At 72.6% G+C, this 26,759-nt stretch carries 19 protein-coding genes and 1 pseudogene; 12 read left to right on the top strand and 8 right to left on the bottom strand.

The window, feature by feature from the left end:
* Nucleotides 1–39: 39 nt before the first annotated feature.
* From CG736_RS22005 to cimA, 12 genes are all read left to right on the top strand, one after another.
* Nucleotides 40–3,012, top strand: a complete 2,973-nt coding sequence (locus CG736_RS22005; RefSeq protein ID WP_100587928.1) for a bifunctional diguanylate cyclase/phosphodiesterase — start codon at nt 40–42, stop codon at nt 3,010–3,012.
* Nucleotides 3,013–3,288: 276 nt separating this feature from the next.
* Nucleotides 3,289–5,139, top strand: a complete 1,851-nt coding sequence (locus tag CG736_RS22000) for an acetolactate synthase large subunit (RefSeq protein WP_100587927.1) — start codon at nt 3,289–3,291, stop codon at nt 5,137–5,139.
* Between the two features lie 23 nt (nt 5,140–5,162).
* Entirely contained in the window at nt 5,163–5,687 is a 525-nt protein-coding gene (gene ilvN / locus CG736_RS21995) for an acetolactate synthase small subunit (protein ID WP_043916846.1), read from the top strand.
* A 154-nt stretch (nt 5,688–5,841) separates the two neighbouring features.
* Nucleotides 5,842–6,840 (top strand): ketol-acid reductoisomerase, encoded by a 999-nt coding sequence (gene ilvC / locus CG736_RS21990; RefSeq protein WP_043916121.1) that lies wholly within the window; start codon nt 5,842–5,844, stop codon nt 6,838–6,840.
* A 211-nt stretch (nt 6,841–7,051) separates the two neighbouring features.
* Nucleotides 7,052–8,632 carry a phosphoglycerate dehydrogenase gene (gene serA / locus CG736_RS21985; protein ID WP_100587926.1) on the top strand — a complete coding sequence of 527 codons (1,581 nt, stop codon included), beginning with the start codon at nt 7,052–7,054 and terminating at the stop codon, nt 8,630–8,632.
* A gap of 290 nt (nt 8,633–8,922) precedes the next feature.
* Nucleotides 8,923–9,084 carry a hypothetical protein gene (locus tag CG736_RS37145; RefSeq protein ID WP_198520578.1) on the top strand — a complete coding sequence of 54 codons (162 nt, stop codon included), beginning with the start codon at nt 8,923–8,925 and terminating at the stop codon, nt 9,082–9,084.
* Nucleotides 9,085–9,179: 95 nt separating this feature from the next.
* A complete protein-coding gene (locus CG736_RS21980; protein ID WP_100587925.1) occupies nt 9,180–12,218 on the top strand; it encodes a S8 family serine peptidase in 3,039 nt (1,012 codons plus the stop codon).
* Between the two features lie 28 nt (nt 12,219–12,246).
* A complete protein-coding gene (locus CG736_RS21975; RefSeq protein ID WP_100587924.1) occupies nt 12,247–12,822 on the top strand; it encodes a Uma2 family endonuclease in 576 nt (191 codons plus the stop codon).
* 62 nt (nt 12,823–12,884) lie between these two features.
* Nucleotides 12,885–13,922, top strand: a complete 1,038-nt coding sequence (locus CG736_RS21970) for a 3-isopropylmalate dehydrogenase (protein ID WP_100587923.1) — start codon at nt 12,885–12,887, stop codon at nt 13,920–13,922.
* Between the two features lie 165 nt (nt 13,923–14,087).
* Complete coding sequence (locus CG736_RS21965; protein ID WP_100587922.1) at nt 14,088–15,200, top strand: branched-chain amino acid aminotransferase; 1,113 nt, start codon at nt 14,088–14,090, stop codon at nt 15,198–15,200.
* A 96-nt stretch (nt 15,201–15,296) separates the two neighbouring features.
* Nucleotides 15,297–15,863, top strand: coding sequence for a Uma2 family endonuclease (locus CG736_RS21960; protein WP_100587921.1), 567 nt, complete (start codon nt 15,297–15,299; stop codon nt 15,861–15,863).
* 336 nt (nt 15,864–16,199) lie between these two features.
* The gene (gene cimA / locus CG736_RS21955; protein WP_043916127.1) at nt 16,200–17,804 is read left to right on the top strand and encodes a citramalate synthase; all 1,605 of its coding nucleotides are present in this window, start codon (nt 16,200–16,202) and stop codon (nt 17,802–17,804) included.
* An 82-nt stretch (nt 17,805–17,886) separates the two neighbouring features.
* On the opposite strand, the gene CG736_RS21950 is transcribed toward cimA, so the two are convergent.
* The 8 genes and pseudogenes from CG736_RS21950 to CG736_RS21915 form a co-directional block, all read right to left on the bottom strand.
* Nucleotides 17,887–18,471 (bottom strand): ATP/GTP-binding protein, encoded by a 585-nt coding sequence (locus CG736_RS21950; protein WP_100587920.1) that lies wholly within the window; start codon nt 18,469–18,471, stop codon nt 17,887–17,889.
* On the bottom strand, nt 18,452–19,102 hold the full coding sequence (locus tag CG736_RS21945; RefSeq protein ID WP_100587919.1) for a DUF742 domain-containing protein: 651 nt from the start codon (nt 19,100–19,102) through the stop codon (nt 18,452–18,454). Before CG736_RS21945 ends, CG736_RS21950 begins: the two co-directional genes overlap by 20 nt.
* A gap of 167 nt (nt 19,103–19,269) precedes the next feature.
* Nucleotides 19,270–19,683: a roadblock/LC7 domain-containing protein gene (locus CG736_RS21940; protein WP_014138208.1), complete on the bottom strand. Its 414-nt coding sequence runs from the start codon at nt 19,681–19,683 to the stop codon at nt 19,270–19,272.
* Nucleotides 19,684–19,693: 10 nt separating this feature from the next.
* Nucleotides 19,694–23,176: a nitrate- and nitrite sensing domain-containing protein gene (locus tag CG736_RS21935; RefSeq protein WP_232734108.1), complete on the bottom strand. Its 3,483-nt coding sequence runs from the start codon at nt 23,174–23,176 to the stop codon at nt 19,694–19,696.
* 321 nt (nt 23,177–23,497) lie between these two features.
* Entirely contained in the window at nt 23,498–24,082 is a 585-nt protein-coding gene (locus tag CG736_RS21930; protein WP_100587917.1) for an ATP/GTP-binding protein, read from the bottom strand.
* Entirely contained in the window at nt 24,063–24,479 is a 417-nt protein-coding gene (locus CG736_RS21925; RefSeq protein WP_100587916.1) for a DUF742 domain-containing protein, read from the bottom strand. The genes CG736_RS21930 and CG736_RS21925 overlap by 20 nt, the downstream gene beginning before the upstream one ends.
* A 169-nt stretch (nt 24,480–24,648) precedes the next feature.
* Nucleotides 24,649–25,062 (bottom strand): roadblock/LC7 domain-containing protein, encoded by a 414-nt coding sequence (locus CG736_RS21920; RefSeq protein ID WP_035873530.1) that lies wholly within the window; start codon nt 25,060–25,062, stop codon nt 24,649–24,651.
* A gap of 13 nt (nt 25,063–25,075) precedes the next feature.
* Nucleotides 25,076–26,759 (bottom strand): annotated as a pseudogene (locus CG736_RS21915) (hypothetical protein); the annotation flags it as partial.

Below are 26,759 nucleotides of genomic sequence, written 5' to 3'. Positions count from 1 at the left end.
AACACCGGTACGGCCACGGGCCGGAGGGGGAGATGTCGATTGAACTCCACCGAATCGGTGCTGCCTGCCCGCCCTGCCCTGCGCAGGCTCACGGCCGTGCTGCTCGCGGTGCTCTGCGCCGGGTACGCGGTGGGCGCCGGGATCGGCTGGGGATCGTGCGAACTCGCCCTGGTGATGGGGGACTTCGGCCTCGCCGGAGCCGCCCTCGCGGCCGCGCTGTCCTGTGTCGCGCACGGCGTCGCGATCGGCGGCCACACCCGTCCCGCCTGGCTGCTGTTCGGCCTCTCCTCGGCGGTGGTGGCGTTCGGCAACGGCGTGTGGGGCTGGTACGAGGTGGTGCTCGGCCGGCCGCTGCCGCCGGACTCCGCCGCCGACTACCCGTTCCTGCTGTTCGCCCCGCTCGCCATCACCGGCCTGCTGGTGCTCGCCCAGCGCCCCCGCAACCCGGCCGGCTGGCTCTGCCTGGTGCTGGACGCCTGGCTGGTGGCCGGCTCGCTGTTCACCCTCAGCTGGAGCCTGGCGCTCGGCCGGGTCGCCGCCGGCGACGGTGACTCCGCGCTGAAGCTCGCCCTCGGCCTCGGCTACCCCGTGCTGGACATCCTGCTGGTCAGCCTGGTGGTCGGCCTGAACGTCCGCGGCCGGGACCGCAACCGGGCCGCCGTGCACACCGCGATGATCGGCCTCGCCGTCACCGTGGTGTGCGACGCGCTGTTCACCACCCCGCAGTTCCACAGCGACTACCACTCCGGCGAACTGCTGGACGCCGGCTGGTTCGCCGGCTCCCTGCTGCTCGCCTGGGCGCCCTGGTCGCACACCCGCCGGGCCAGCCGCGAGCACCCGTCCGCCCAGGGCTCGCCGCGCCGCCGGGTCGCCTCCACGTTCAGCGCGCTCACGCCCTACGCCGCCGCCGCGGTCTGCACCGCCGGCATCCTCTACAACGCGCTCGGCGGCCGCCCGCTGGACCGGGTGATGCTCGCCGCCGCCAGCACCGTCGGTCTGGCCCTGATCATCCGGCAGGGCGTCATGCTGATCGACAACCTGTCGCTGGCGCAAGAACTCGCCACCAAGGAAGCCCACTTCCGCTCCCTGGTGCAGGGCTCCAGCGACGTCATCATGATCGCCGGACCGTCCGGCGCGCTGTCCTACATCAGCCCCGCCGCGCTGCGGGTCTACAACCGCGACCCGGAGGAACTGGTCGGCGGCAACCTGCTCAACCTGGTCCACCCCGAGGACGTCGACCGGGTGCTGGCCGAGGTGCGCCGGATCCTGGCCCGCGCCCGGGGCGCCCGGTTCCACAACGGCGAGCCCTCCGCCCGGGTGGAGTGCCGGATCCGCTCCGGCGAGGGGGAGTGGCTGCACGTCGAATCCACCGTCAACCCGTACCGCGACGGGCTGATCCTGAACAGCCGCGACATCACCGAACGGGTGCGCCTGCAGGCCCAGTTGCAGCACAACGCGTTCCACGACCCGCTGACCGACCTGCCCAACCGCGCCCTCTTCGCCCACCGGGTCCGGGCCGCGCTCTCCGCGCAGGGCCCGGCCGGCACCGCCGTCGCCGTGCTCTTCCTCGACCTCGACGGCTTCAAGGCCGTCAACGACACCGCGGGCCACCAGGTCGGCGACGAACTCCTGGTGCAGGCCGCCCGCCGGCTCCAGGCCGCCGTCCGCACCGAGGACACCGTCGCCCGGTTCGGCGGCGACGAGTTCGCCGTCCTGGTCCGCGGCCGGCTCGGCCACCCGCAGGTCCGCGACCTCGCCGAACGGATCCGCGCCGCGCTCACCGAGCCGTACTGGATCGGCGGCGCCGAACTCGGCGTCGCCGCCTCGATCGGCATCGCGTTCGGCCCCGACAGCCCGCTGCCCGTCCCCGAACCCGTCCCCGGCGAGGACGAGGACGCCCGGGCCCGCAGCGCCGACCACCTGGCCGCCCTCGCCGCCGACGAACTGCTGCGCAACGCCGACCTGGCGATGTACCAGGCCAAGTCCCGCGGCAAGGGCCGGGTGGTGCTCTACACGCCCGCGATGCGCGCCGAACTCGACCGGCGCGGCGAACTGGAGGAACGACTGCGCGCCGCCGTCCGCGAAGGCTCCTTCGCGCTGCTCCACCAGCCCGTGGTCGAACTGGCCGGCGGCCGGCTCACCGGCGTCGAGGCGCAGGCCCGCTGGCGCTCCGCCGAAGGCATGCTGCTCACCCCCGCCGAGTTCCTGCGCACCGCCGACACCGGCGACGGCGCCACCCGGTTCGCCCGCTGGCTGGTCACCGAGGCGGTCGCCGCCGCCGCCCGCCGCCGCGCCGACGGCCCCGCCGCCCCGCCCGTCGCGGTCACCGTCCGGCTGGCCGCCGAACGGCTCTGCGCCCCCGGCATGTACGAGACCCTGGCGGGCGCCCTGCGGGACACCGAACTGCCGCCCGACCTGCTGGTCCTGGAGGTCTCCCGGATGGGCCCCGACGCGCTCGCCGACGAACTCGGCCGCCGGCTGGCCGCGTTCCGCCGGCTCGGGGTGTCCACCGCGCTCGCCGGGTTCGGCGCCGGCGGCGGCTCGCTCGGCGTCCTCGCCCGGATGCCGTTCGACGCGCTCAAACTGGACCGCAGCCTGGTCCAGGACATCGCCGACTCCACCCTCACCCGGGCGCTCGCCGGGCACGCGCTGCGCCTCGGCCGGGACCTCGGCCTGGTCACCGGCGCCGACGGCGTCGACCACCCCCGGCAGGTCGCCGTGCTCCAGGAGCTCGGCTGCCGGCGCGGCCAGGGCCTGGCCTTCGACCGGCCGCTCGACGAACTGCGGCTGCGCCGCGCCCTGCTGCGCCGCGGCTACCCCGTCCCGCGCCCCGGTCAGGGCCACGCCGGCCGGCGCCCGCTGCTCACCCCGGAGCCCCGCACGGGCGGCCTCTCGGAGGCCTCGGCGGCCCGTCCGGTACCCCTCCACAGCGGCCTTGAGCTGCCGCAACGCCACACCGTCGGCGGTCCGATCGGCGGCCCGAATGGTGAGACGTCGGTCCCACCAGCTTGACACCCACCGCCGCGTGGGAGGAAGGTCGGTGCCATGACCACCCGAATTCTCGTACTTGGCGGGCGCGTCGGCTGAAGACCAGCCTGACGCGCCTCCCCCTCGCATGCCCTTGGCACGAGGGGTTTTTTGTTGCACGAATCCGGGTCGGCCACCGCAGGAACCCTGGCCTCAACCCCCCGAAATCCGGACGATCGAGGCACCGCCGGAGACCGCCCCGGGAGCCACCGCCACCAGGGCCGGCGCCACCCCGAGCAGAACCCGAGAAGAGACAGGCAGATGACTGAGCACGCCGCAACCCCCCGCCGCGGGGACCACCCGGCCGCCCACGCTCCGGGTCAGCAGACCGTCGAGACGATGACCGGCGCGCAGTCGCTCATTCGCTCGCTCGAGGCCGTCGGGGCCGACACGGTCTTCGGCATTCCGGGCGGCGCCATCCTCCCCGCGTACGACCCGCTGATGGACTCCACCAAGGTCCGGCACATCCTGGTCCGCCACGAGCAGGGCGCCGGCCACGCCGCGACCGGCTACGCGCAGGCCACCGGCAAGGTCGGCGTCTGCATGGCCACCTCGGGCCCCGGCGCCACCAACCTGGTCACCCCGATCGCCGACGCCTACATGGACTCCGTCCCGATGGTCGCGATCACCGGCCAGGTCGCCTCCAAGGCGATCGGCACGGACGCCTTCCAGGAGGCGGACATCTGCGGCATCACGATGCCGATCACCAAGCACAACTATCTGGTGACCGACCCCGCCGAGATCCCCCGGGTGATCGCCGAGGCGTTCCACATCGCCGCCACCGGCCGCCCCGGCCCGGTCCTGGTCGACATCGCCAAGGACGCGCTGCAGGCCACCACCACCTTCCGCTGGCCGGTCGAGGCCTCGCTGCCCGGCTACCGCCCGGTCACCAAGCCGCACGCCAAGCAGATCCGCGAGGCCGCCAAGCTGCTGGTCAACTCCAAGCGCCCGGTGCTGTACGTCGGCGGCGGCGTGCTGAAGGCCAACGCCGGCGCGGAGCTGCGGATCCTGGCCGAGCTGACCGGCGCCCCCGTGGTCACCACCCTGATGGCGATCGGCGTCTTCCCGGACAGCCACCCGCAGCACCTGGGCATGCCCGGCATGCACGGCTCGGTCCCGGCCGTCACCGCGCTGCAGAAGTCCGACCTGCTGTTCACCCTGGGCGCCCGCTTCGACGACCGGGTCACCGGCAGGCTCGACTCGTTCGCCCCGAACGCCAAGGTCGTGCACGCCGACATCGACCCGGCCGAGATCGGCAAGAACCGCCCGGCGGACGTCCCGATCGTCGGCGACGCCCGCGAGGTGCTGGCCGACCTGATCGTCGCCGTCCAGGCCGAGTTCGACGCCGGCCACCGCGGCGACTACACGGACTGGTGGACCAAGCTGGACCACTGGAAGAAGACCTACCCGATCGGCCACGAGCCGGCCCCCGCGGGCATGCTGTCGCCGCAGCAGGTGATCGAGCGGATCGGCCAGCTGGTCGGCCCGGACGCGATCTACGCCGCGGGCGTCGGCCAGCACCAGATGTGGGCCAGCCAGTTCATCCAGTTCGAGAAGCCCGCGACCTGGCTGAACTCCGGCGGCGCCGGGACCATGGGCTACGCCGTGCCGGCCGCGATGGGCGCCAAGGCGGGGAAGCCGGACGTCCCGGTCTGGGCGATCGACGGCGACGGCTGCTTCCAGATGACCAATCAGGAACTGACCACCTGCACCCTGAACAACCTGCCGATCAAGGTCGCGGTCATCAACAACGGCTCGCTGGGCATGGTCCGCCAGTGGCAGACGCTGTTCTACAACCAGCGCTACTCCAACACCGTGCTGCACTCCGGCCCGGGCCACGACGGCATCGAGCAGCCCGCCCAGGGCACCCGGATCCCGGACTTCGTGATGCTGTCCGAGGCGATGGGCTGCGTCGGCCTGCGCTGCGAGCGCCCCGAGGACCTGGACGCGGTCATCAAGCAGGCCATGGAGATCAACGACCGCCCGGTGGTCATCGACTTCATCGTCCACCAGGACGCGATGGTCTGGCCGATGGTCGCGGCCGGCACCAGCAATGACGAGATCCAGTTCGCCCGGGGCGTGCGTCCCGACTTCGGCGACGACCAGGACTGACGAGTCGGAAAGCGATGACCACCATGTCCAAGCACACCCTGTCGGTCCTGGTCGAGAACAAGCCCGGCGTGCTCGCCCGGATCGCCGCGCTGTTCTCCCGCCGCGGCTTCAACATCGACTCGCTGGCGGTCGGCCCGACCGAGCACCCCGACATCTCCCGGATGACCATCGTGGTCAACGTCGAGGAGCTGCCGCTGGAGCAGGTCACCAAGCAGCTCAACAAGCTGGTCAACGTGATCAAGATCGTGGAACTGGACCAGGCCCAGGCCGTCCAGCGCGAACTCGTCCTGGTGAAGGTCCGCGCCGACGCCGAGACCCGCTCCCAGGTCACCGAGATCGTCCAGCTGTTCCGCGCCAAGACCGTCGACGTGTCGCCCGACGCGGTGACCGTCGAGGCGACCGGCTCCTCGGACAAGCTGGAGGCCATGCTGAAGATGCTGGAGCCTTACGGCATCAAGGAGTTGGTGCAGTCCGGCCTGGTCGCGATCGGCCGCGGCGCCCGTTCCATCACCGACCGCTCGCTGCGGGCCCTCGACCGCAGCGCCTGACACCGGTCGTCTCTCCCGCCCGCCGCCCACCACCGCCCTCGAAGGACGCGCTCAGCGCGCCGTATCAACACTTGAGCACCACCACCGAACCCCCGCCGGGTGCGCCTACGGTAGGAACCCCCGGCAACACCACCACGCAAGGAGATGTGCCCCCGTGGCCGAGCTGTTCTACGAAGACGACGCCGACCTGTCCATCATCCAGGCCCGCAAGGTCGCGGTCATCGGCTACGGCAGCCAGGGCCACGCCCACGCGCTGTCGCTGCGCGACTCGGGCGTGGACGTCCGCGTCGGCCTGCTGGAGGGCTCCAAGTCCCGTGCCGCCGCCCAGGAGGCCGGCCTGCGCGTGGTCACCCCGGCCGAGGCCGCGGCCGAGGCCGACGTCATCATGATCCTGGTGCCGGACCCGATCCAGGCCGACGTCTACAAGGAGGCCATCGAGCCGAACCTGAAGGCGGGCGACGCCCTGTTCTTCGGCCACGGCCTGAACATCCGCTTCGGCTTCATCCAGCCGCCGGCCGACGTCGACGTCTGCATGGTCGCCCCGAAGGGCCCGGGCCACCTGGTCCGTCGCCAGTACCAGGAGGGTCGCGGCGTCCCGTGCATCGTGGCCGTCGAGCAGGACGCCACCGGCAAGGCCTTCGACCTGGCGCTGTCGTACGCCAAGGGCATCGGCGGCACCAAGGCCGGCGTCATCAAGACCACCTTCACCGAGGAGACCGAGACCGACCTGTTCGGTGAGCAGGCCGTCCTCTGCGGTGGCACCGCCGCCCTGGTCAAGGCCGGCTTCGAGACCCTGGTCGAGGCGGGCTACCAGCCCGAGATCGCCTACTTCGAGTGCCTCCACGAGCTGAAGCTGATCGTCGACCTGATGTACGAGGGCGGCCTGGAGAAGATGCGCTGGTCGGTCTCCGAGACCGCCGAGTGGGGCGACTACGTCACCGGCCCCCGCATCATCACCGCCGACACCAAGGCCGAGATGAAGAAGGTCCTCGCCGAGATCCAGGACGGCACCTTCGCCAACACCTGGATCGCCGAGTACAAGGCCGGCCTGCCCAAGTACAACGAGTACAAGAACGCGGACGCCGACCACCTGCTGGAGACCACCGGCAAGAAGCTGCGCAAGCTGATGAGCTGGGTCGACGAAAGCGCCTGATCGACCCCACCTCCGTTGTACAACAAGGCTGTTCCCGTCCGGGTGATTTCGCCGGACGGGAGCAGTCCCCCCGGCGGCCCGCCGATAGACTCCCGAATACGCGTCAGGCCCACAGCGTCGTGCGTCTAGCTACGCGACATGCCACCTTCCCCCGCCCTGTGCACGCCACCTCCGTGTGGCGGGGTGAACCGGACAGTTAGGACACACTGTCGTGAGCAAATCTGTCGTTCTGATCGCTGAAGAGCTCTCGCCGGCCACCGTGGAAGCGCTGGGCCCCGACTTCGAGATCCGGCACTGCAACGGCGCCGACCGCACCGAACTGCTGGCCGCGATCGCCGACGTGGACGCCATCCTGATCCGCTCCGCCACCAAGGTGGACGCCGAGGCGCTGGCCGCCGCGAAGAAGCTCAAGGTCGTCGCCCGCGCCGGCGTCGGTCTGGACAACGTCGACGTCGCCGCCTCCACCAAGGCCGGCGTGATGGTCGTCAACGCGCCGACCTCCAACATCGTCACCGCCGCCGAACTCGCCTGCGGCCTGCTGATCTCGGTCGCCCGCAACATCGCGCCCGCCAACGCCGCGCTCAAGGACGGCGAGTGGAAGCGCAACAAGTACACCGGCGTCGAGCTCAGCGAGAAGACCCTCGGCGTGGTCGGCCTCGGCCGGATCGGCGTACTGGTCGCGCAGCGGATGTCCGCGTTCGGCATGAAGATCGTCGCCTACGACCCCTACATCCAGGCCGCCCGCGCGGCCCAGATGGGCGTCAAGCTGCTCTCGCTCGAAGAGCTGCTGGAGGTCTCGGACTTCATCACCGTGCACCTGCCGAAGACCCCGGAGACCATCGGTCTGATCGGCGACGAGGCACTGCACAAGGTCAAGCCGAGCGTGCGGATCGTCAACGCCGCCCGCGGCGGCATCGTCGACGAGGACGCGCTGCTGCGCGCCCTCCAGGACGGCCGGGTCGCCGGCGCCGGCCTGGACGTGTACGCCAAGGAGCCGTGCACCGACTCGCCGCTGTTCGCCTTCGACAACGTGGTCGCCACCCCGCACCTGGGCGCCTCCACCGACGAGGCGCAGGAGAAGGCCGGCATCGCGGTCGCCAAGTCGGTGCGCCTCGCGCTGGCCGGCGAGCTCGTGCCGGACGCGGTCAACGTCCAGGGCGGCGTGATCGCCGAGGACGTGCGCCCGGGCCTGCCGCTGGCCGAGAAGCTCGGCCGGATCTTCACCGCGCTGGCCGGCGAGGTCGCCGTCCGCCTCGACGTCGAGGTCCGCGGCGAGATCACCCAGCACGACGTGAAGGTGCTCGAACTCTCCGCGCTGAAGGGCGTGTTCGAGGACGTGGTGGCGGAGACGGTGTCCTACGTCAACGCCCCGCTGTTCGCCCAGGAGCGTGGCGTCGAGGTCCGCCTGACCACGTCCAGCGAGTCGCCCGAGCACCGCAACGTGATCACCGTCCGCGGCACCCTGGCGAACGGCGAGGAGGTGTCGATCTCCGGCACCCTCTCCGGCCACAAGCAGACCCAGAAGATCGTCGGCGTGGACGGCTTCGACGTGGACGTGGCGCTCACCGACCACATGGCGTTCTTCCACTACGAGGACCGCCCCGGCGTGGTCGGCACCCTCGGCCGGATCCTCGGCGACGCCGGCATCAACATCGCCGGCATGCAGGTGGCCCGCGACGGCGACAGCGCGCTCGCCTCGATCACCGTCGACACCGAGGTCTCGCAGGACGTCCTGACCGAGATCGCCGCCGCCATCGGCGCCCGCTTCGCCCGCTCGGTGAACCTGGGCTGACGCCCCCTCGGCACCCCCGAACGGCCCTTCCGACCTTGAGGCGGAAGGGCCGTTCGCATACCCGGCGGCCGTCGCCGTCTCAGATACTAGGAAATCCAAGTAATTTCGACGACAGTGCGGCCCACCCGTCGTACTGTGGAGTAGTCATACGGTGCGCCACCCCCGCAACGCCGGGGCGCGTGGCCCGTGGGCACGTACGCGGTACGGCAGGCGACCCCTGCCAGGCGTACCCCTCCGTCACCGACCCTCGCACTCGCGCGCTGCTGCGCCCCCGCATCTAGGAGCCCGGTATGCCTTTCGTCGCAGACCGCACCACCGCCCCCACCACGCCCTCCGCCGCCGCTGCCGTCGCCCAGCGCCGCCGTCGCCGCGCCCAGGCCGACCCGCGCACCGCCGCCGCCCTGCAGCGCGCCCTCGACCGCCGGGACAACGGCGCCCCCGCCGAGGGCTGAGCACCAACCGCCGTACTGCGCCGGTCGGGTGACTTACCGTCACCCATGCGGTGAACGTCCGCACCCGGCCCCGCGGCGGCTCCTAGGTTGGGGCGGTGCGCACCGCCCTCGGCCTCCTCGCCACCCTCGCCCTGCTCGCCCCGACCGCACCCGCCCACCCCGTCGGGTCGCCCGGGCCCAGCACCGCCGTGCTGCTGGAGTTGTCGACCGAGCCCGCCGCCACCGCCTGGCGGCGCGCCCAGGACAGCGCCCGGCGCGAACTCCGCACCCCCGACCAGGCCAGGCGCGCCGCGGCCGCCGCCGGAAGCGCCCAACGCGCCGCCGCCGACCGCTCGTTGGACACCCTCACCGCCACGCTGCGGCGCGCCGTCCCGCACGCCCGCCCGCTGTACCGCACCCGCACCCTGGTCAGCGGGCTCGCCCTGCGGCTGCCCGCCGGCGAACTCCCGCGCCTGGCCGGCCTGCCCGGCGTACGCGCCGTCCACCCCATCACGCTCGAACGGCCCGCCAACGGCTACTCGGTGCCGCTCACCGGCGCCCCGAACGTGTGGGACGGGCCCGCCGGGCACACCGGCGAAGGCGTCCGGATCGGCATCGTCGACTCCGGCATCGACTACACCCACGCCGACTTCGGCGGCCCCGGCACCCCCGACGCCTACCGCGCCGTGGACGGCGCCGCGCCCGCGCCCGCCGGACTGTTCCCCAACGACAAGGTGATCGGCGGCAAGGACCTGGTCGGCGACGACTACGACCCCGACCCGGCCGCCGAGCACTACCAGCCCGACCCGCACCCCGACGACAACCCGCTCGACTGCGCCGCCAACGGCCACGGGACCCACGTCGCCGGCACCGCCGCCGGCCTCGGCGTCACCGCCGACGGCAAGCCCTACCGCGGGCCCTACCGGCCCGGCCTGAACCCCGCCGGCTTCAAGGTCGCCCCCGGCGCGGCCCCCGGCGCCCAGCTGTACGCCATCAAGGTGTTCGGCTGCCACGGCTCCACCGACCGGCTCGCCGCCGCCCTCGACCTGGCTGCCGACCCGAACGGCGACGGCGACCTCTCCGACCGCCTCGACGTGGTCAACCTCTCCCTCGGCAGTCCCTTCGGCCGCCCCGACGACGCCGACGCCCTCGCCGCCGACCGGCTCGCCGCCCTCGGCACCGTGGTGGTCGCCGCCGCCGGCAACGAGGGCGACGCGTACGGCATCGGCGGCAGCCCCGGCACCGCCGCCCGGGTGCTCACCGCCGCCGCCTCCGTCGACCGGCACGGCGACGCCGACGGCATCACCGTGCTCGCCCCCGCCGACCTCGCCGGGACCGTCCCCGCGCACTGGAGCGGCCGGTACACCCAGTGGGACACCGCCGCGGTGAGCGGCGAACTCGCGGTTCCGGCAGCGGACCCGGACGGCTGCGCGGCGTTCGACCAGGCCGACGCGGACCGGCTGCGGGGGAGGATCGCGGTCCTGCGCTGGACCACCAAGGACGCCGACCGGACCTGCGGCTCCGCCCCGCGTGCCGACCACGCCGCCGATGCCGGAGCGATCGGCGCGCTGTACGCCGCCGACGGCGACAGCCTCGGCGAGATCGCCGGCGACGAACGGATCCCCGCCGCGATCCTGGCCCGCGCCGACGGCGAACGGCTGCTGACCGCCGCCCGGAACGGCCCCGTCACCGTCCGGCTCGCCGCCCCCGGAAACCCGCTGCACGGCGCCGTCCCGCAGGACCAGCCGCAGCGCACCGACACCCTCGCCTCCTTCACCTCCCGCGGCATCGGCGTCGACGGCATCGTCAAACCCGACCTGGCCGCGCCCGGCGAGACCATCTGGTCGGCGAAGGCCGGCTCCGGCAGCGACGGCCAACGCGAGGACGGCACCTCGATGGCCACCCCGCACCTGGCCGGCCTGGCCGCGCTGGTCCGCTCCGCGCACCCCGAACGGAGCGCCGCCGAGATCAAGGCCGCGCTGATGAACACCGCCACCGACACCTACCTGCACGACGACCGCACCGGGCCGGTGTACGGCCCCGAACGCACCGGCAGCGGCCGGGTCCGGGTGGACGAAGCCGTCCGCACCCCCGCCCTCGCGTACGGCACCCAGCTGGAGGGCGCGGTCGGCGTCTCGTTCGGCGTGGTCGAGGCCACCGGGGCGTACACGGCCACCCGCGAGGTCGCCGTCCGCAACCTGAGCGACCGTCACCTCGCCTACCGGGTGGGCTACTCGGGCTCGACGGAGGTTCCCGGCGCGACGTTCGGGCTGTCGCCCGGGTGGGTGGTGCTGCCGCCGTACGGCACGGCGAAGGTCACCGTCACGCTGCGCCTCGGGAGCGGCCTCGGGCGGGCGCCCGATCCGACCCTCGACCTCGTCCAGGCCGGGCACGCCCGCACCTACCGGAGCGAACTGTCCGGGCGGCTCGTCCTCACCCCCGCGGACCCGGGACTGCCCGCGCTCCGGGTCCCGCTGTTCGCCGCGCCGCGCCACGCCACCGACGCCACCGCGCTCGGCACCCCCGCCGGGTTCGCCGTCGCGCAGCCCGACCTGCTCACCGTCCTGCAGCCCGGCGGCACCGCCGGTGACCCCGCCGCCGAGCTGCGGGACGCCGCAGCCGCCGTCGACGACCAGGGCGTGCTCCACCTCGCCGCCGTGCTGTCGGCCCCCGCCGCGACGCCCGTCGGCGCGCACGGCCTCCGCGCCTCCCTCGACCTCGACGGCGACGGCACCCCCGACGCCACCGTCCTCGCCGACCGCCTCCCCGGCAGCGACGTCCTCGTCGCCCGCACCCTCGACGCCCGCACCGGCGCCGAACTCGACGTCCAGCCGCTGAACGGCCGCTGGGGCGACACCGACACCGCCCTCCTCGACTCCGACACCGTCCTCCTCCCCGTCCGCCTCGCCGCACTCCCCCCGGCCACCGACCTCCACTACACCCTCTCCACCGGCCCGGACCCGACCCCCTCCGCCCTCGGCCCGTACCCCGTCGACCTCACCCGCCCGACCCCCGTCCTGCACACCGTCCGCCCCGGCGAGACCCTCCGCACCGCGTTGCGGGACGCCCTGCTCATCCACCACCTGAACCGGGTCGGGCAGCGCGTCCAACTGCTCACTCAGAAGGGTGGTCCCGGGCGGGAAACCACCCGGTAGCCTGACAGCACAGGCCGGAATCCCCGCCATGGGAGCACTGATGAGCGTCGACCCGTACCCGGACTGGCTCCGCCCGCCGGTCGGCGGCTACACCGCCGACGACCTCGACCGACTGCCGGACCTCCCGCCGCACACCGAGTTGATCGACGGGAGCCTGGTCTTCGCGAGTCCGCAGGTGAGGTTCCACATGCGCGTGCTGCGCGTTCTCGAGAACGCGCTGGCCGCCGCCGTCCCCTCGGGGTGGGAGGTCCTGCGCGAGATGTCGGTCAAGATCGACACTCGCAATCGACCGGAGCCGGATCTCATGGTGGTCGCCGAAGCGGGGAACACGGGCCAGAGCCAGACCTTCAGCCTTGCGGCGGACGTCCTGCTGGCGGTCGAGGTGGTGTCCGGCGAGTCGAAGATCCGCGACCGCGAGATCAAGCCCGTCAAGTACGCCGCCGCCGGCATCCGCTTCTTCTGGCGGGTGGAGAACGTCGACGGCCGACCCGTCGTCCACACCTACGAGTTGGACCCGGCGAGCAACCGCTACACCCCCACCGGGATCTTCCACGACCGGCTCAAGATCGAGCACCCGTTCCCCGTCGACATCGAGCCGAGCTGACGCCCCGTCCAGATGGTGGACGGCGCGTGCTCAGGGCCTGGGACGGTTGTACTGTCCGAAACATGTCTCGCACCATTCGTCTCGCAGTGATCCCGGGTGACGGCATCGGCCAGGAGGTCGTGGCCGAGGGCCTCAAGGTGCTTCGCGCCGCTCTGCCCTCCGATGTGAAGCTGGAGACCACCGAGTACGACCTCGGGGCCCGGCTGTACCACCGGACCGGGGAGACGCTGCCGGACGCGGTGCTGGCGGAGCTCAAGGGGCAGGACGCGATCCTGCTCGGCGCGATCGGCGACCCGAGCGTGCCGTCCGGGGTGCTGGAGCGGGGGCTGCTGCTGAAGCTGCGGTTCGCCTTCGACCACCACATCAACCTCCGTCCCGGCAAGCTGTTCCCGGGTGTGCAGTCGCCGCTGGCGGGGCAGCCGGAGATCGACTTCGTGGTGGTCCGCGAGGGCACCGAGGGCCCGTACGTCGGCAACGGCGGCACGCTGCGCACCGGCACCCCGCAGGAGGTCGCCACCGAGGTCAGCCTGAACACCGCGTTCGGCATCGAGCGGGTCGTCCGGGACGCCTACCGCCGCGCCCAGGCCCGCCCGCGCAAGAAGCTGACGCTGGTCCACAAGAACAACGTGCTGGTGCACGCCGGCCACCTGTGGACCCGGATCTTCGAGCAGGTCGGCCGGGAGTTCCCCGAGGTCACCACCGACTACCTGCACGTGGACGCGGCGACGATCTTCTTCGTCACGCAGCCCGAGCGGTTCGACGTGATCGTCACCGACAACCTGTTCGGCGACATCCTGACCGACCTCGCCGCGGCCGTCACCGGCGGCATCGGCCTGGCCGCGTCCGGCAACATCAACCCGAGCGGCGACTTCCCGTCGATGTTCGAGCCGGTGCACGGCTCCGCCCCGGACATCGCCGGCCAGGGCAAGGCCGACCCGACCGCCACCGTGCTGTCGGTCGCCATGCTGCTGGAGCACCTCGGCTTCGCCGCCGAGGCGGCCCAGGTCGAGGCCGCGGTCGCCGCGGACCTCACCGAGCGCGCCGGCGCCCGGTCCACCTCCGAGGTCGGCGACGCGCTCGCCGCCCGAGTATCGGGCTGACCGGCCGGACCACAATTCCGGCCGACGGGCCGGTTCATATACGTACAGCCTCCCGGCTGTTCGGCACGGCCCTCTGGATGCGAGTATCGACAGTGGGCCGTGCCGTCATGCGTTCCTCCGCCCGGCGGTGGCCCAGCCAAACCCCACGGTGAAGGACAGACAGCCATGAGTACGCCCACCCAGGCGCCCATCACGTTCGACCTCAAGCCCTCGGCGCAGCCGCTGTCCGACGCGGAGCGCGAGGCACGACTGGCCAACCCCGGCTTCGGCCGGATCTTCACCGACCACATGGTGACCATCCGCTGGACCGAGGGCCGCGGCTGGCACGACGCCCAGCTGACGCCGTACGCGCCGCTGGAGATCGACCCGGCCAACATGACCCTGCACTACGGGCAGGCGATCTTCGAGGGCCTGAAGGCCTACCGCCAGGCCGACGGCTCCATCGCGACCTTCCGCCCGGAGGCCAACGCCGAGCGCTTCCAGGCCTCCGCCCGCCGCCTGGCGATGCCGGAACTGCCCGTCGAGGCGTTCGTCGAGGCCGTCGAGCTGCTGGTCCAGCAGGACCAGGCGTGGGTGCCGAACCAGGCCGAGCAGAGCCTCTACCTGCGGCCGTTCATGTTCGCCACCGAGGTCGGCCTGGGTGTGCGTCCGGCCGACTCCTACATCTTCATGATCATCGCCTCGCCGGCCGGTGCGTACTTCCCCGGCGGCGTCAAGCCGGTCTCGGTCTGGCTCTCCGAGGACTACGTCCGCGCCGCACCGGGCGGCACCGGCGCCGCGAAGTGCGCCGGCAACTACGCGGCCTCGCTGGTCGCCCAGGCGGAGGCCGCCGCCAAGGGCTGCGACCAGGTGGTCTGGCTGGACGCCGCCGAGCACAAGTGGGTCGAGGAGATGGGAGGCATGAACCTCTACTTCGTCGTCGGCGAGGGCGAGAACGCCACCGTCGTCACCCCCGAACTCTCCGGCGCCCTGCTCCCCGGCATCACCCGCGACTCGCTGCTCACCCTCGCGGGCGACCTCGGCTACCGCTCCGAGGAGCGCAAGATCTCCACCGACGAGTGGAAGCAGGGCAACGCCGACGGCACCATCACCGAGGTCTTCGCCTGCGGCACCGCCGCCGTCATCACCCCCGTCGGCCACGTCAAGTCCGCCACCGCCGACTGGACCGTCGCCACCGGCGAGCCCGGCCCCGTCACCATGCAGCTCCGCGAGGCCCTCCTCGCCGTCCAGAGCGGCCACCGCCCGGACACCCACAACTGGCTCCACAAGATCGTCTGACGCCTCCCGGCCCGGGCATTCCATGGCGGAACGCCCGGGCTCGATAACCTCGGAAAAACTCCACTCGTTGAGCAGATCGGATAGGAGGGAGGGACCATGACCGCCGCGATGCATGACGCCAGCGATGTCGGGCCCAGCCCGGAGGACGACCTCCTCGAAGCCTTTCTGGCCATGCACACCCCGAAGGGGTTCAAGGCCGAGCTCATCGAGGGAGAGATCGTCCTGACCCCACCGCCGGACGGCAACCACGAGGCCGTGTTCGGTCGGATCAGCCGCCAGGTGTTCCGACTGTCCGACGGTGACATCACGCTCGCCGGGAACAAGGGCCTGAACGTTCCCGGCGGCAAGTTCATCCCGGACATGACGTTTGCCATGGAGGGTGCGTTCGACGAGCAGCCGCCGTGGATGGAGCCGCAGGACTTGCTGATGGTCGTGGAAGTGACCTCCAGCAACCCGGGCAGGGACCGGGAGGCCAAGCGTCTGGGCTACGCCGCCGCGGAAATCCCGCTGTACCTGCTGGTCGACCGTCAGCGCCGCGAGGTCGTGCTGTACAGCCACCCGGAGAAGGGTGACTACTCGGGGACGCACATCGTGCCGGCCGGCGATCCGCTGCCGCTGCCCAAGCCGTTCGGGTTCGACCTGGCTACGGACCGGCTGATCTGAGCCGTTTCGGATGGCGAGACGGGTTCCGGTCGCGGACCGGGCGTGTGCAAGACTGCGAGGGTGTCCTCGCTTTCGCTGATTATTAGCAGCAGGCGCGCCGGTCCGCAGTGACCGCTTCCGTGGCAACACCCTGATCGCGGAGCGACCACCAGCGTCCAGACCCGCGCGCAGACCTCTCGCACCCGCGAGGGGTCTTTTGTTTTGTCCCGGACCGGCCCGGGCCCTCACGAGGGGCCCGGAGACACCGGGGACGCGCGCGGGATGCTGGACAGTGGAGCCGGATTCCGATCCCGGCAAAATGCACGAAAAACTCCACCGAACGGAGAACCCAGGGCCATGACCGAGGCCAACAGCCGCCCGCACGACGGCTTCCACGTCTTCGACACCACGCTCCGCGACGGCGCCCAGCGGGAGGGGATCAACCTCACCGTGGCGGACAAGCTGGCCATCGCGCGCCACCTGGACGAGTTCGGCGTCGGCTTCATCGAGGGCGGCTGGCCCGGCGCCAACCCCCGTGACACCGAGTTCTTCGCCCGTGCCCAGGCCGAACTGGAGCTGAAGAACGCCCAGTTGGTGGCGTTCGGGGCGACCCGCCGGGCCGGCGGGAAGGCCGCCGAGGACCCGCAGCTGGCGGCGCTGGTGGCGTCCGGAGCGCCGGTGGTGACGCTGGTGGCGAAGTCCCACGACCGGCATGTGGAGCTCGCGCTGCGCACCACGCTGGAGGAGAACCTGGAGATGGTCCGGGACAGCGTGGAGTTCCTGCGCTCCCGGGGCCGCCGGGTGTTCATCGACTGCGAGCACTTCTTCGACGGGTACCGGGCGAACCCGGAGTACGCGCTGGCCGTGGTCAGGGCCGCGCACGGGGCCGGCGCGGACGTGGTCGTGCTGTGCGACACCAACGGCGGCATGCTGCCGGCGGGCGTGCGGGAGATCGTCGCCACCGTGCTGGCGGAGACCGGCGCCCGGCTGGGCGTCCACGCGCAGGACGACACCGGCTGCGCGGTCGCCAACACGCTGGCCGCGGTGGACGCGGGCGCCACGCACGTGCAGTGCACCGCGAACGGCTACGGCGAGCGGGTCGGCAACGCCAACCTGTTCCCGGTGACGGCGGCGCTGGAGCTGAAGTACGACCGCCGGGTGCTGCCGGCCGGCAGTCTCGCCGAGATGACCCGGATCTCGCACGCCATCGCCGAGGTGGTCAACCTGACCCCGTCGACCCACCAGCCGTACGTCGGCTTCTCGGCGTTCGCGCACAAGGCGGGCCTGCACGCCTCCGCGATCAAGGTGGACCCGGACCTGTACCAGCACATCGATCCGGAGCTGGTCGGCAACACCATGCGGATGCTGGTGTCCGACATGGCGGGCCGGGCGTCGATCGAGCTGAAGGGCAAGGAGCTGGGCTACGACCTGTCCAGCGACCGCGACCTGGCGGGCCGGGTGGTGGCCCGGGTGAAGGCGCAGGAGAACCTGGGCTACACCTACGAGGCGGCGGACGCCTCGTTCGAGCTGCTGCTGCGCGACGAGGTGAACGGCGGCGAGCGGCTGCGGTTCTTCGAGCTGGAGTCCTGGCGGACCATCAGCGAGCAGGGCCCGGAGGGCCGGGCGGGCAACGAGGCCACCGTGAAGCTGTGGGCGCGGGGCGAGCGGAAGGTGGCCACCGGCGAGGGCAACGGCCCGGTCGACGCGCTGGACAAGGCGCTGCGGGCGGCGCTGGAGTCGATCTTCCCGCCGCTGGCGAAGCTGGAGCTGGTGGACTACAAGGTCCGCATCCTGGAGGGCCAGCACGGCACCGGTTCGAAGACCCGGGTGCTGATCGAGTCCACCGACGGCACCGGGACGTGGTCGACGGTCGGGGTGGCGGACAACGTGATCGCGGCGTCCTGGGTGGCGCTGGAGGACGCGTACACCTACGGCCTGCTGAGGGCCGATCAGCAGCCGTAGCAGCGGCCGGTGCGAGGAAGTGCCCAGGGGGCGTGCGGAAGGCTCCGCACGCCCCCTTCTGGGCGTGACCATGACCTCTTCGTCAGCGCAGGCGGGCGAGGAGGGCGTGCTCGACGAGGGTGATGAGGGCGCTCTTGGCGCTGTCCCGGCGTCGGGCGTCGAGGGTGATGATCGGGATGTCCGGGTTGAGCTGGAGTGCTTCGCGGACTTCGTCGCCGGTGTGGGGCTGGTGTCCGTCGAAGCCGTTGAGGGCGACGACGAAGGGGAGTCCGCTGTTCTCGAAGTAGTCGAGGGCGGGGAAGCAGTCGGCGAGGCGGCGGGTGTCGACGAGGACGACGGCGCCGATGGCGCCGCGGACGAGGTCGTCCCACATGAACCAGAAGCGGTCCTGTCCGGGGGTGCCGAAGAGGTAGAGGATGAGGTCTTCGTCGAGGGTGATGCGGCCGAAGTCCATGGCGACGGTGGTGGTCGTCTTGCCGGAGACGTGGCTGAGGTCGTCGATGCCGGCGGAGGCGCTGGTCATGACGGCTTCGGTGCGCAGGGGGTTGATTTCGGAGACCGCGCCGACGAGCGTCGTCTTGCCCACGCCGAATCCGCCTGCGACGACGATCTTGGCGGAGGTGGTCGCGCGGCTGGGGGCGGCCGCGTTAGAGCTTGCGAAGTCCACTGAGGACCCTTTCGAGCAGCGTGACGTCGGGCTGGTTGCCGGATTCACCGCCGGCTGCGGGCTGGTGGATGGCGACCAGGCCGGCCTCGGCCAGGTCCGCCACGAGAATGCGGGCCACCCCCAGGGGGAGGCCGAGCAGGGCGGAGATCTCCGCCACCGACTTGACGTCGGAGGCGCACAGCGAGCAGATCCGCTGGTGCTCCGGCAGCAGGGTGGCCATCCGGGCCGGGTCGACCGACGCGGAGACCAGTGCTTCCAGGGCGAGTTCGTAGCGCGGCCGGGTGCGTCCGCCGGTCATGGCGAAGGGGCGGATCAGCGGCTCGGTGTCCTCGTACTCGTCGAACTCGTCTTCCTCGTAAGGATGTTCGGCGTGCGGAGGTTCGTAACGGTGCGGCAGGTCGGCGGGGTCGTGCGGGAACGCCTCCTGGCCGGGGTAGGCCTGGCCGTATCCGCCGGGCTGCTGGTGCCAGCGCGGGTCGGACTGCGGGGGCAGGTACGACTGGCCACCGTTGTTGAACTGCGGCGCGTACTGCTGCTGCTGACCGTGGCCGACGCCGGGAGTCCCGAAAGCGTCGTGGCCGGAGCCCGCGTACGGGACGCCGAACTGGCCACTGTGGTCGGGCGGTGTCACGGTTCATCTCCTCAAAGGGGTGCGGCGGTGCGTAGCTGGCCGCGTCGCCGAGGAGCGCCGGGGCCGGTGGTGCGAAGGCCGTACAACGCCCGGTCCCGAGGCCGCCGAAGCGACCTCGGGACGGGCAATGAGGTCTTTCGAATACCAGGACGGTATCCGACGAACCGTCAATGCAGGAGACTGCCCTGGAGTTCGGCCCGCAGAGCGGGCGTCAGGACCGCGCCGGCGCGGTCGACCAGCAGGGCCATCTCGTAGCCGACGAGGCCGATGTCGGAGTCCGGCGAGGCCAGCACCGCGAGCGCGGAGCCGTCGCTGACCGCCATCAGGAACAGGAAGCCCCGCTCCATCTCGACCACGGTCTGGGTCACGTCGCCGCCCTCGAAGATCCGGCTGGCGCCGGAGGTCAGCGAGGTCAGTCCGGACGCGACGGCGGCGAGCTGGTCGGCACGGTCCCGGGGGAACCCCTCGGACATGCACAGCAGCAGACCGTCGGCGGAGACCACCACCGTGTGGGACACCCCGGGGGTGTTGTCCACGAAGTTGGTGATCAGCCAGTTCAGGTTCTGTGCGGCCTGGCTCATCTGGGTCAACTCAACGCTCCTGCTGGTTCGAGCCGCCGAAGAGATCGGTGCTGCTGTTGTGCGGTCCATCACCGTACGCCCCCTGGTCGGGGTCGATGCGGAAAGTACCGGTGGTACCGGAGTCGCCGCCGGCCTGGCGGCCCTGCTCGACGCCGCGGCGCAGGTTGGTCAGGCGGCCGCGGACCTCGTTCGGGTCGCGGGAGACCTGCGGCCCCTCCTGCGGGGTGGGCTTGGCGTTGCCGGGGACCAGGTTCTGCCGCGGCACCCGGCGCGGCAGGCCCGACGGGGTCGTGCCGGAGCTGGAGGGCTCGCGGAGCTTCTCCGCGCGCTGCCAGTCGCCGTCGTTGGGGGACTCCCACTCGCTGGGCGCCGCCGTCGGGCCGGTCGGCCCGTAGCCGCCGAGCGCCGACACGTCGTGGCCGCGCGACTCGACGGGCTCCGAGGTGTCCTTCGCGCCGGTGAACCAGTTCGGGCTCTCGGCGGCCGACTGCCCGCCGCCCGCGCCGGCCAGCTGCTGGCCGGGCCGGCGCTGCGGCAGCCCGCTGCCGGTCGTCCCACCGGCCGGCGGCAGGGCCGGCAGCTCCTCGGCCGGGTACGGGTGCCCGGCGGGCTCCTCGTAGCCGTACTCCTGCTGGTACTCGTCGGCGTACTGCGCCTCCGGGTACTGCTCCTCGGCGTACTGCCCGGCGGCGTACGGCTGCTGGTACTCGTCGCCGTACTGCTGCCCGCCCTGGAAGGGGTCGTCCTGGTAGCCGGCCGGCGCGTACGGGGCCCGGTACTGCTCGGGCGCGTACGGGTCGTCCTGGTAGCGCTGCTCGGCGGGCGGGTACGGGTCCTGGCCGTAGTCGGCGCCCTGGTAGCCGTAGCCGGCGTCCTGGGCGGCCTGCTGGGGCTCGTACGGGGCCGTGAAGGGGTCGGACTCCGGACGGCGGTAGTCGTCGGCGTACGCGGCCTGGTAGCCGTTCTCCGCGAGGGGCTCCTCGGCGCCGTACGGCGACTCCAGGAGCTCCGCCTCCATCGGCTCCCCGGCGGCGGCGCCCGGACCGATCTCCAGGGCGGCCCGGCGGCGCTCCTCCAGGCGCTGCGAGCGCTGCATGGACTCCAGCGCGGGGGAGAAGCCGTTGCCGCCGGCGGGCAGGCCGGGGGTGGGCAGGTGGTCGTCGAAGCCGAGCTCCGCGGCGGTGCGCTCCGGGCCGTCGAAGGTCCACTCGGCGGGAGTGGGCTCCTGCTCGGCGAAGATCCGCGAGACGGTGAACTCCTCGCCCTGCGGCTCGGGAATCCGGGCCAGCTGGGTGAGCTGCTGCGGCAGCATCACCAGCGAGGTGGTGCCGGCCGATTCGCCCGACGGGCGCAGCTGCACGCGGATGTCGTGCCGCTGGGACAGCCGGCCGACCACGAACAGGCCCATGCGGCGGGAGATGGTGGCGTCCACGGTGGGCGGCTCGGCGAGCTTCTCGTTGATCTCGGCGAAGTCCTCGGCGGTCAGGCCGATGCCCTTGTCGTGGATCTCGATCAGCACCCGGCCGTCCGGCAGGCCGGTGGCGTTGACCAGCACCCGGGTCTGCGGGGAGGAGAACGTGGTGGCGTTCTCCAGCAGCTCGGCGAGCAGGTGGACGAGGTCGGTCACGGCGGGGCCGACCACGTCGGCCTCGGGGATGCCGGCCAGTTCGATGCGCTCGTAGTGCTCCACCTCGGAGGCGGCGGCGCGCAGCACGTCGACCAGCGGGACGGGCGTGTTCCAGCGGCGGCCGGGCTCCTCGCCCGCGAGGACCAGGAGGTTCTCGCCGTTGCGGCGCATACGGGTGGCCAGGTGGTCCAGCTTGAAGAGGTTCTCCAGCTGGTCCGGGTCGGCCTCGTTGTTCTCCAGGTCGGTGATCAGCGCCAGCTGGCGCTGGATCAGGCCCTGGCTGCGGCGCGACAGGTTGGTGAAGATCGCGTTGACGTTGCCCCGCAGCAGCGCCTGCTCGGCGGCCAGCGAGACGGCCTGCTGGTGGACCTGGTCGAAGGCGCGGGCGACCTCGCCGATCTCGTCCTTGCCGTGCAGCGGGATCGGGGCGACCGCGGTGTCGACCCGCTCCGGGTCGGTCTTGGAGAGCTTGTCGACCAGCTCCGGCAGACGGTGGTTGGCGATGTCCAGCGCGGCGGTGTTCAGGGTCCGCATGCCGAGGATCATCGAGCGGGCGATGTAGCCGGTGAGCAGACCGGCCAGCACCAGCGAGGCGATCACGATCAGCGAGTTGAGCACCCAGTCGGTGAACGCCCGGTCCTTGATGGCCTGGGCGTCGGCGACGACCTGGTCGAGCAGCTCGCCCTCGGCCGCGCGCAGCGCGCTCATGTGGCTCTTGGTGGCCTGGTCCCACAGCGGGCGGGTCAGGCCGTCGGCGCCGGCCGCGTTGATGATGCGGGCGGCGGCGTCGCGGTCGGAGGCGGCGGTGGCCAGCTGGTTGCCGTAGCTCATGCCGACCATCAGCAGCGCGCCCATGGTGGGCATGGTGTGGCCGTCCGGCATGCGCAGCGGCAGGCGCTGGTCGGCGGTGGCCTGGGCGACCTCGGCGTCCGAGTAGACCTTCACCTCCTCGTCGCTGGAGGCGGTGTTGAACTCGTCGCGGGCGGTCTGCTCCAGCTTGGAGGCGACCATCAGGCCCTGGATCAGGTCCTGGCCCTGGTGGCCGTCCACGCCGCCGACGCCGAGGCCGACCAGCAGGTGCAGCATCAGCGCGCGCTGGGTCGAGGCGGACGCCTTGGCCAGCGACATCGCGTAGATGGCGCGGCCCTTGGAGGTGACGTTGGTGGAGCCGAAGCCGACCGAGTTGTCCATCGCCAGCAGCGGCGCGAAGATCATCGAGTACGCGTTGGCGGTCGCGGTCGCGAACAGTTCCTTCTTGTACGCGTTCTGCCGCAGGTGGTCCAGCGAGAGCGCCATCGACTCGAACTGGGCGTTGCGGCGGGCGACCGTCGGGTCGTCCTTGACCTTGGCGAAGGTGGCGCGGTACTCGGCCAGCGCCTGGTCGGTCCGCTCCCGGAGCTTCTTCACCTCGCCCTGGTCGCCCTGGCCGGTGAGCAGCGGCACCAGGCTCTCGTCGCGCTCCTGTTGCAGCGCGTCGGCCAGCTTGGTCGCGGCGCTCGCCACCTTGGCGACGCGCACCGCGTGGTCGGCGTTGGTGTAGTCGTCCAGCGAGGTGTTGACGCGCAGGCCGCCGAAGACCAGCGCGATCACCACGGGGATGACCAGGATCGCCACCAGGCGGGTCGGCACCCGCCAGTTCAGCGGTGAAAGGAAGTCGGCCCGGCTGCTGACGCGGCGCGGGGCCTCCTTGCCGGCACCGGTCCGCTCGGCCGACTCGCCGGCTGCGGCGGGGGCGGTGCGCTGCGGCTCACCGCGGTCCTCGGCCGCGGTGAACGCGGAGAACTGACCGGTGGTCTGGCCGCTTACCGGTTCCTGCTGGCGGGGCTCGGAGCGCCGCTGCGGGGTGACTGGCTGCTTACGCCTCACTCGACAACAACCTCTCGACCGACTGGCGGCCATGGATCAATCCGGCGGCTACCCCCCGACGGGCCGCGACCCGCTCGGATACTACGGGGTAGCTGGAATTCAACACGAGCCGGAGAAGCGGACAAACGGCTGCCCCACCCGCATGCCCGGGGCAGAAAGCGGACATTTGCGGCGGAACTTCCGCAAAGGTCTAGGCCATTGGCGCGGACCGGAACCGGGTGACTACGTACGGTCAGAAAGCCCCGGCAAATGTCTGTTCGAACTGTTACCGGGGGACGCGAACCACCCTTGGCGCGCGCCCCCGGCCGGGCCTTCCGCCACTCACCGCAGGCGGGCGAGGAGGGCGTGCTCGACGAGGGTGATGAGGGCGCTCTTGGCGCTGTCCCGGCGTCGGGCGTCGAGGGTGACGATGGGGATGTCGGCGTTGAGCTGGAGTGCTTCGCGGACTTCGTCGCCGGTGTGGGGCTGGTGTCCGTCGAAGCCGTTGAGGGCGACGACGAAGGGGAGTCCGCTGTTCTCGAAGTAGTCGAGGGCGGGGAAGCAGTCGGCGAGGCGGCGGGTGTCGACGAGGACGACGGCGCCGATGGCGCCGCGGACGAGGTCGTCCCACATGAACCAGAAGCGGTCCTGTCCGGGGGTGCCGAAGAGGTAGAGGATGAGGTCTTCGTCGAGGGTGATGCGGCCGAAGTCCATGGCGACGGTGGTGGTCGTCTTGCCGGAGACGTGGCTGAGGTCGTCGATGCCGGCGGAGGCGCTGGTCATGACGGCTTCGGTGCGCAGGGGGTTGATTTCGGAGACCGCGCCGACGAGCGTCGTCTTGCCCACGCCGAATCCGCCTGCGACGACGATCTTGGCGGAGGTGGTCGCGCGGCTGGGGGCGGCCGCGTTAGAGCTTGCGAAGTCCACTGAGGACCCTTTCGAGCAGCGTCACGTCAGGCGTACCGCCCGACTCGCCCGCCGCGGCGGGCTGGTGGATGGCGACCAGGCCGGCCTCGGCCAGGTCTGCGACGAGGATGCGGGCCACTCCCAGCGGGACTCCCGCCAGCGCGGAGATCTCGGCGACCGACTTGACCTCACGGCACAGCGAGACGATCCGCGCGTGCTCGGGCAGCAGCACGCCCGGGGGGTTGGTGCCCGTGGTCGAGATCAGCGCCTCGATGGCCAACTGGTAGCGCGGCCGGGTGCGTCCGCCGGTCATGGCGTACGGGCGGACCAGCGGCTGCTGCTCGTAGCCGTCCGACTGCTGGCCGCCGTAGCCGTTTCCGTACCCGTTGCCGTATGTGCCGGCGGGTGTCGGGGGCATGCGTCCTCCTTGTGCTGCAGTCGTCCGCGGCCGGAGCCCGGGGCCAGCCGGCTGACCGGATGTCAGCCACCGTGCCGGGAAGACTTGGGGGTGGGTGTGCCGGACCCGGGATCTGACGGGTCCGGCACGGTGAGGGTGGTGCAGAGGAGTCGAAGGGGCCGACCGGCCGTCAGTGCAGCAGGCTGCCCTGGAGCTCGGCCCGGAGGGCCGGAGTGAGCACCGCGCCGGCGCGGTCGACCAGCAGGGCCATCTCGTAGCCGACGAGGCCGATGTCGGAGTCCGGCGAGGCGAGCACCGCGAGCGCGGAGCCGTCGCTGATCGCCATCAGGAACAGGAAGCCCCGCTCCATCTCCACGACGGTCTGGTTGACGTCGCCGCCCTCGAAGATCCGGCTGGCGCCGGAGGTCAGCGAGGTCAGTCCGGACGCGACGGCGGCGAGCTGGTCGGCACGGTCCCGGGGGAACCCCTCGGACATGCACAGCAGCAGACCGTCGGCGGAGACCACCACCGTGTGGGACACCCCGGGGGTGTTGTCCACGAAGTTGGTGATCAGCCAGTTCAGGTTCTGTGCGGCCTGGCTCATCATCTGACTCAACTCAACGCTCCTGGTGCTCGGGGCCGAAGCCGTTGTTGCCATCGGCGTCGAACTGGGCTCCCCGGTGGCCCTCGGACGTGCCGCCGAAGTCGAAGCCCGGCCGCTGCTGCGGCGCGGGACGGCCGGAGCCCGGCTGCTGCGAACCGGCCTGGCGGCCCTGCTGGATGCCGCGGCGCAGGTTGGTCAGCCGGCCGCGCACCTCCTCCGGGCTGCGCGAGACCTGCGGACCCGTCAGCGGGCTGGCCTCGGCGCTGCCGGAGACCAGGTTGGCCTGCGGGGTGCGGCGCGGCAGCCCCGAGGTGGTCAGGCCGTCGGTCTGCGGCTCGCGCATCTGCTCGGCCCGCCGCCAGCGCTCGTCGTTCGCGGACGGGCGCCACGGCGCGTCCGGACCGGGACCGGCCGGCTGCTGCTGGGCCTGGGGCTGCGGCTGCTGCGGCTGCGGGGCCGGACGCTCCGCCGCCGGACGCTGCGGGGAGCCCTGCGGGCCACCCGGCACCGGCCGCTGCGGCATGCCCTGCGGACGCTGCTGCTGGAACGGGTCGGCCTGCGGCTGCTGGTGCTGCTGCGGCCGCGCGGCCGGAGCCTGCGGGGCCTGCGGCTGCGGAGCCTGCGGGGCCGGCCGGGACTGCTGCGGCTGGGGCCGGCCGAACCCGGGCGCGCTGGTACCGGGCCGCTGCGGCTGGTACCCGCGGGAGCGGACCTGCTCAGGGGCCGGCGCCGGGGCGGCAGCCGACTCGCCGGCGGTCGGCAGCGCCATCGGCTGCGGCCGCTCCGCGAACTGCTGCGGGGCCTGCCGTTCCTGCGGCTGCGGCTGCGGCACCGGCGGCACGCCCTGACCCACCGGGTCCGGCAGCACCGGCTCCACCAGGCCGAGGCCCAGCGGGTCGCGCGGGTCGATGTCGGACGCCTCGAACCGCGGCCGGGCGAACCCGCCCGACTGGTCGGCGGGGGCGGCCTCCAGCGGCGCGGCCGACTGCTGCGGCGGCAGCGGACGGCGCGTCGGCAGCTGCTCGGCCCGGCCGTGCTGGGTCGGCTCGGCGCCCGGACGGCCCTCGAAGCCGGGACGGCCCTCGAAGCCGGGACGGCCCTCGAAGCCCGGACGGCCCTCGGTCGGACGGGCCCGCTCCGGACCGCCCTGCGGCGCCTGCGGGTTCTGCGGCCCCTGCGGCCCCTGCGGAGCCTGCGGACGACGCGGCGGAAGCCCGCCCTGCGGGGCCTGCGATCCCTGCGGTGCCTGGGGGTTCTGCGGACGGCGCGGCGGAAGTCCGCCCTGGCCGCCCGGCCCGCCCTGCAGACCCGGCGCACCGGACGCACCCGGCACCCGCCGCGGCGGCAGCCCGCCACCGGCCGGCGCACCGGCGCCCGCACCCGTACCCGCGCCCGGACCGGCCGGGGCCGACGGGCCGGAGACGCCCGGCGCCGGGTTCTCGCGCAGCGACTGGCCGACCGAACGGGTCGGCAGACCACCGGCGCGGCCGCCCGGGGCCCCACCGCCGCCGAACGCACCGCCGGGGCCGAAGCCGCCCTGCCCGGGCGCCTCGGCCGGCCCGCGCCGGGTGCCGGTGCCCGCCGGGCCCGAGGGCGCGGACGGACCGGACGTCGCGCCCGGGGTGAAGAGGTCGGGGCTGCCGCCCATCGGGCCCTGGCCGAGCTGCGGACGGCCGCCCTGGCCGCCCTGCCCGCCG

The organism is Kitasatospora sp. CB02891 (assembly GCF_002803145.1).
In the GTDB taxonomy this organism is placed as follows: domain Bacteria; phylum Actinomycetota; class Actinomycetes; order Streptomycetales; family Streptomycetaceae; genus Kitasatospora; species Kitasatospora griseola.
This window is presented reverse-complemented; position numbering and strand designations above follow the sequence as displayed.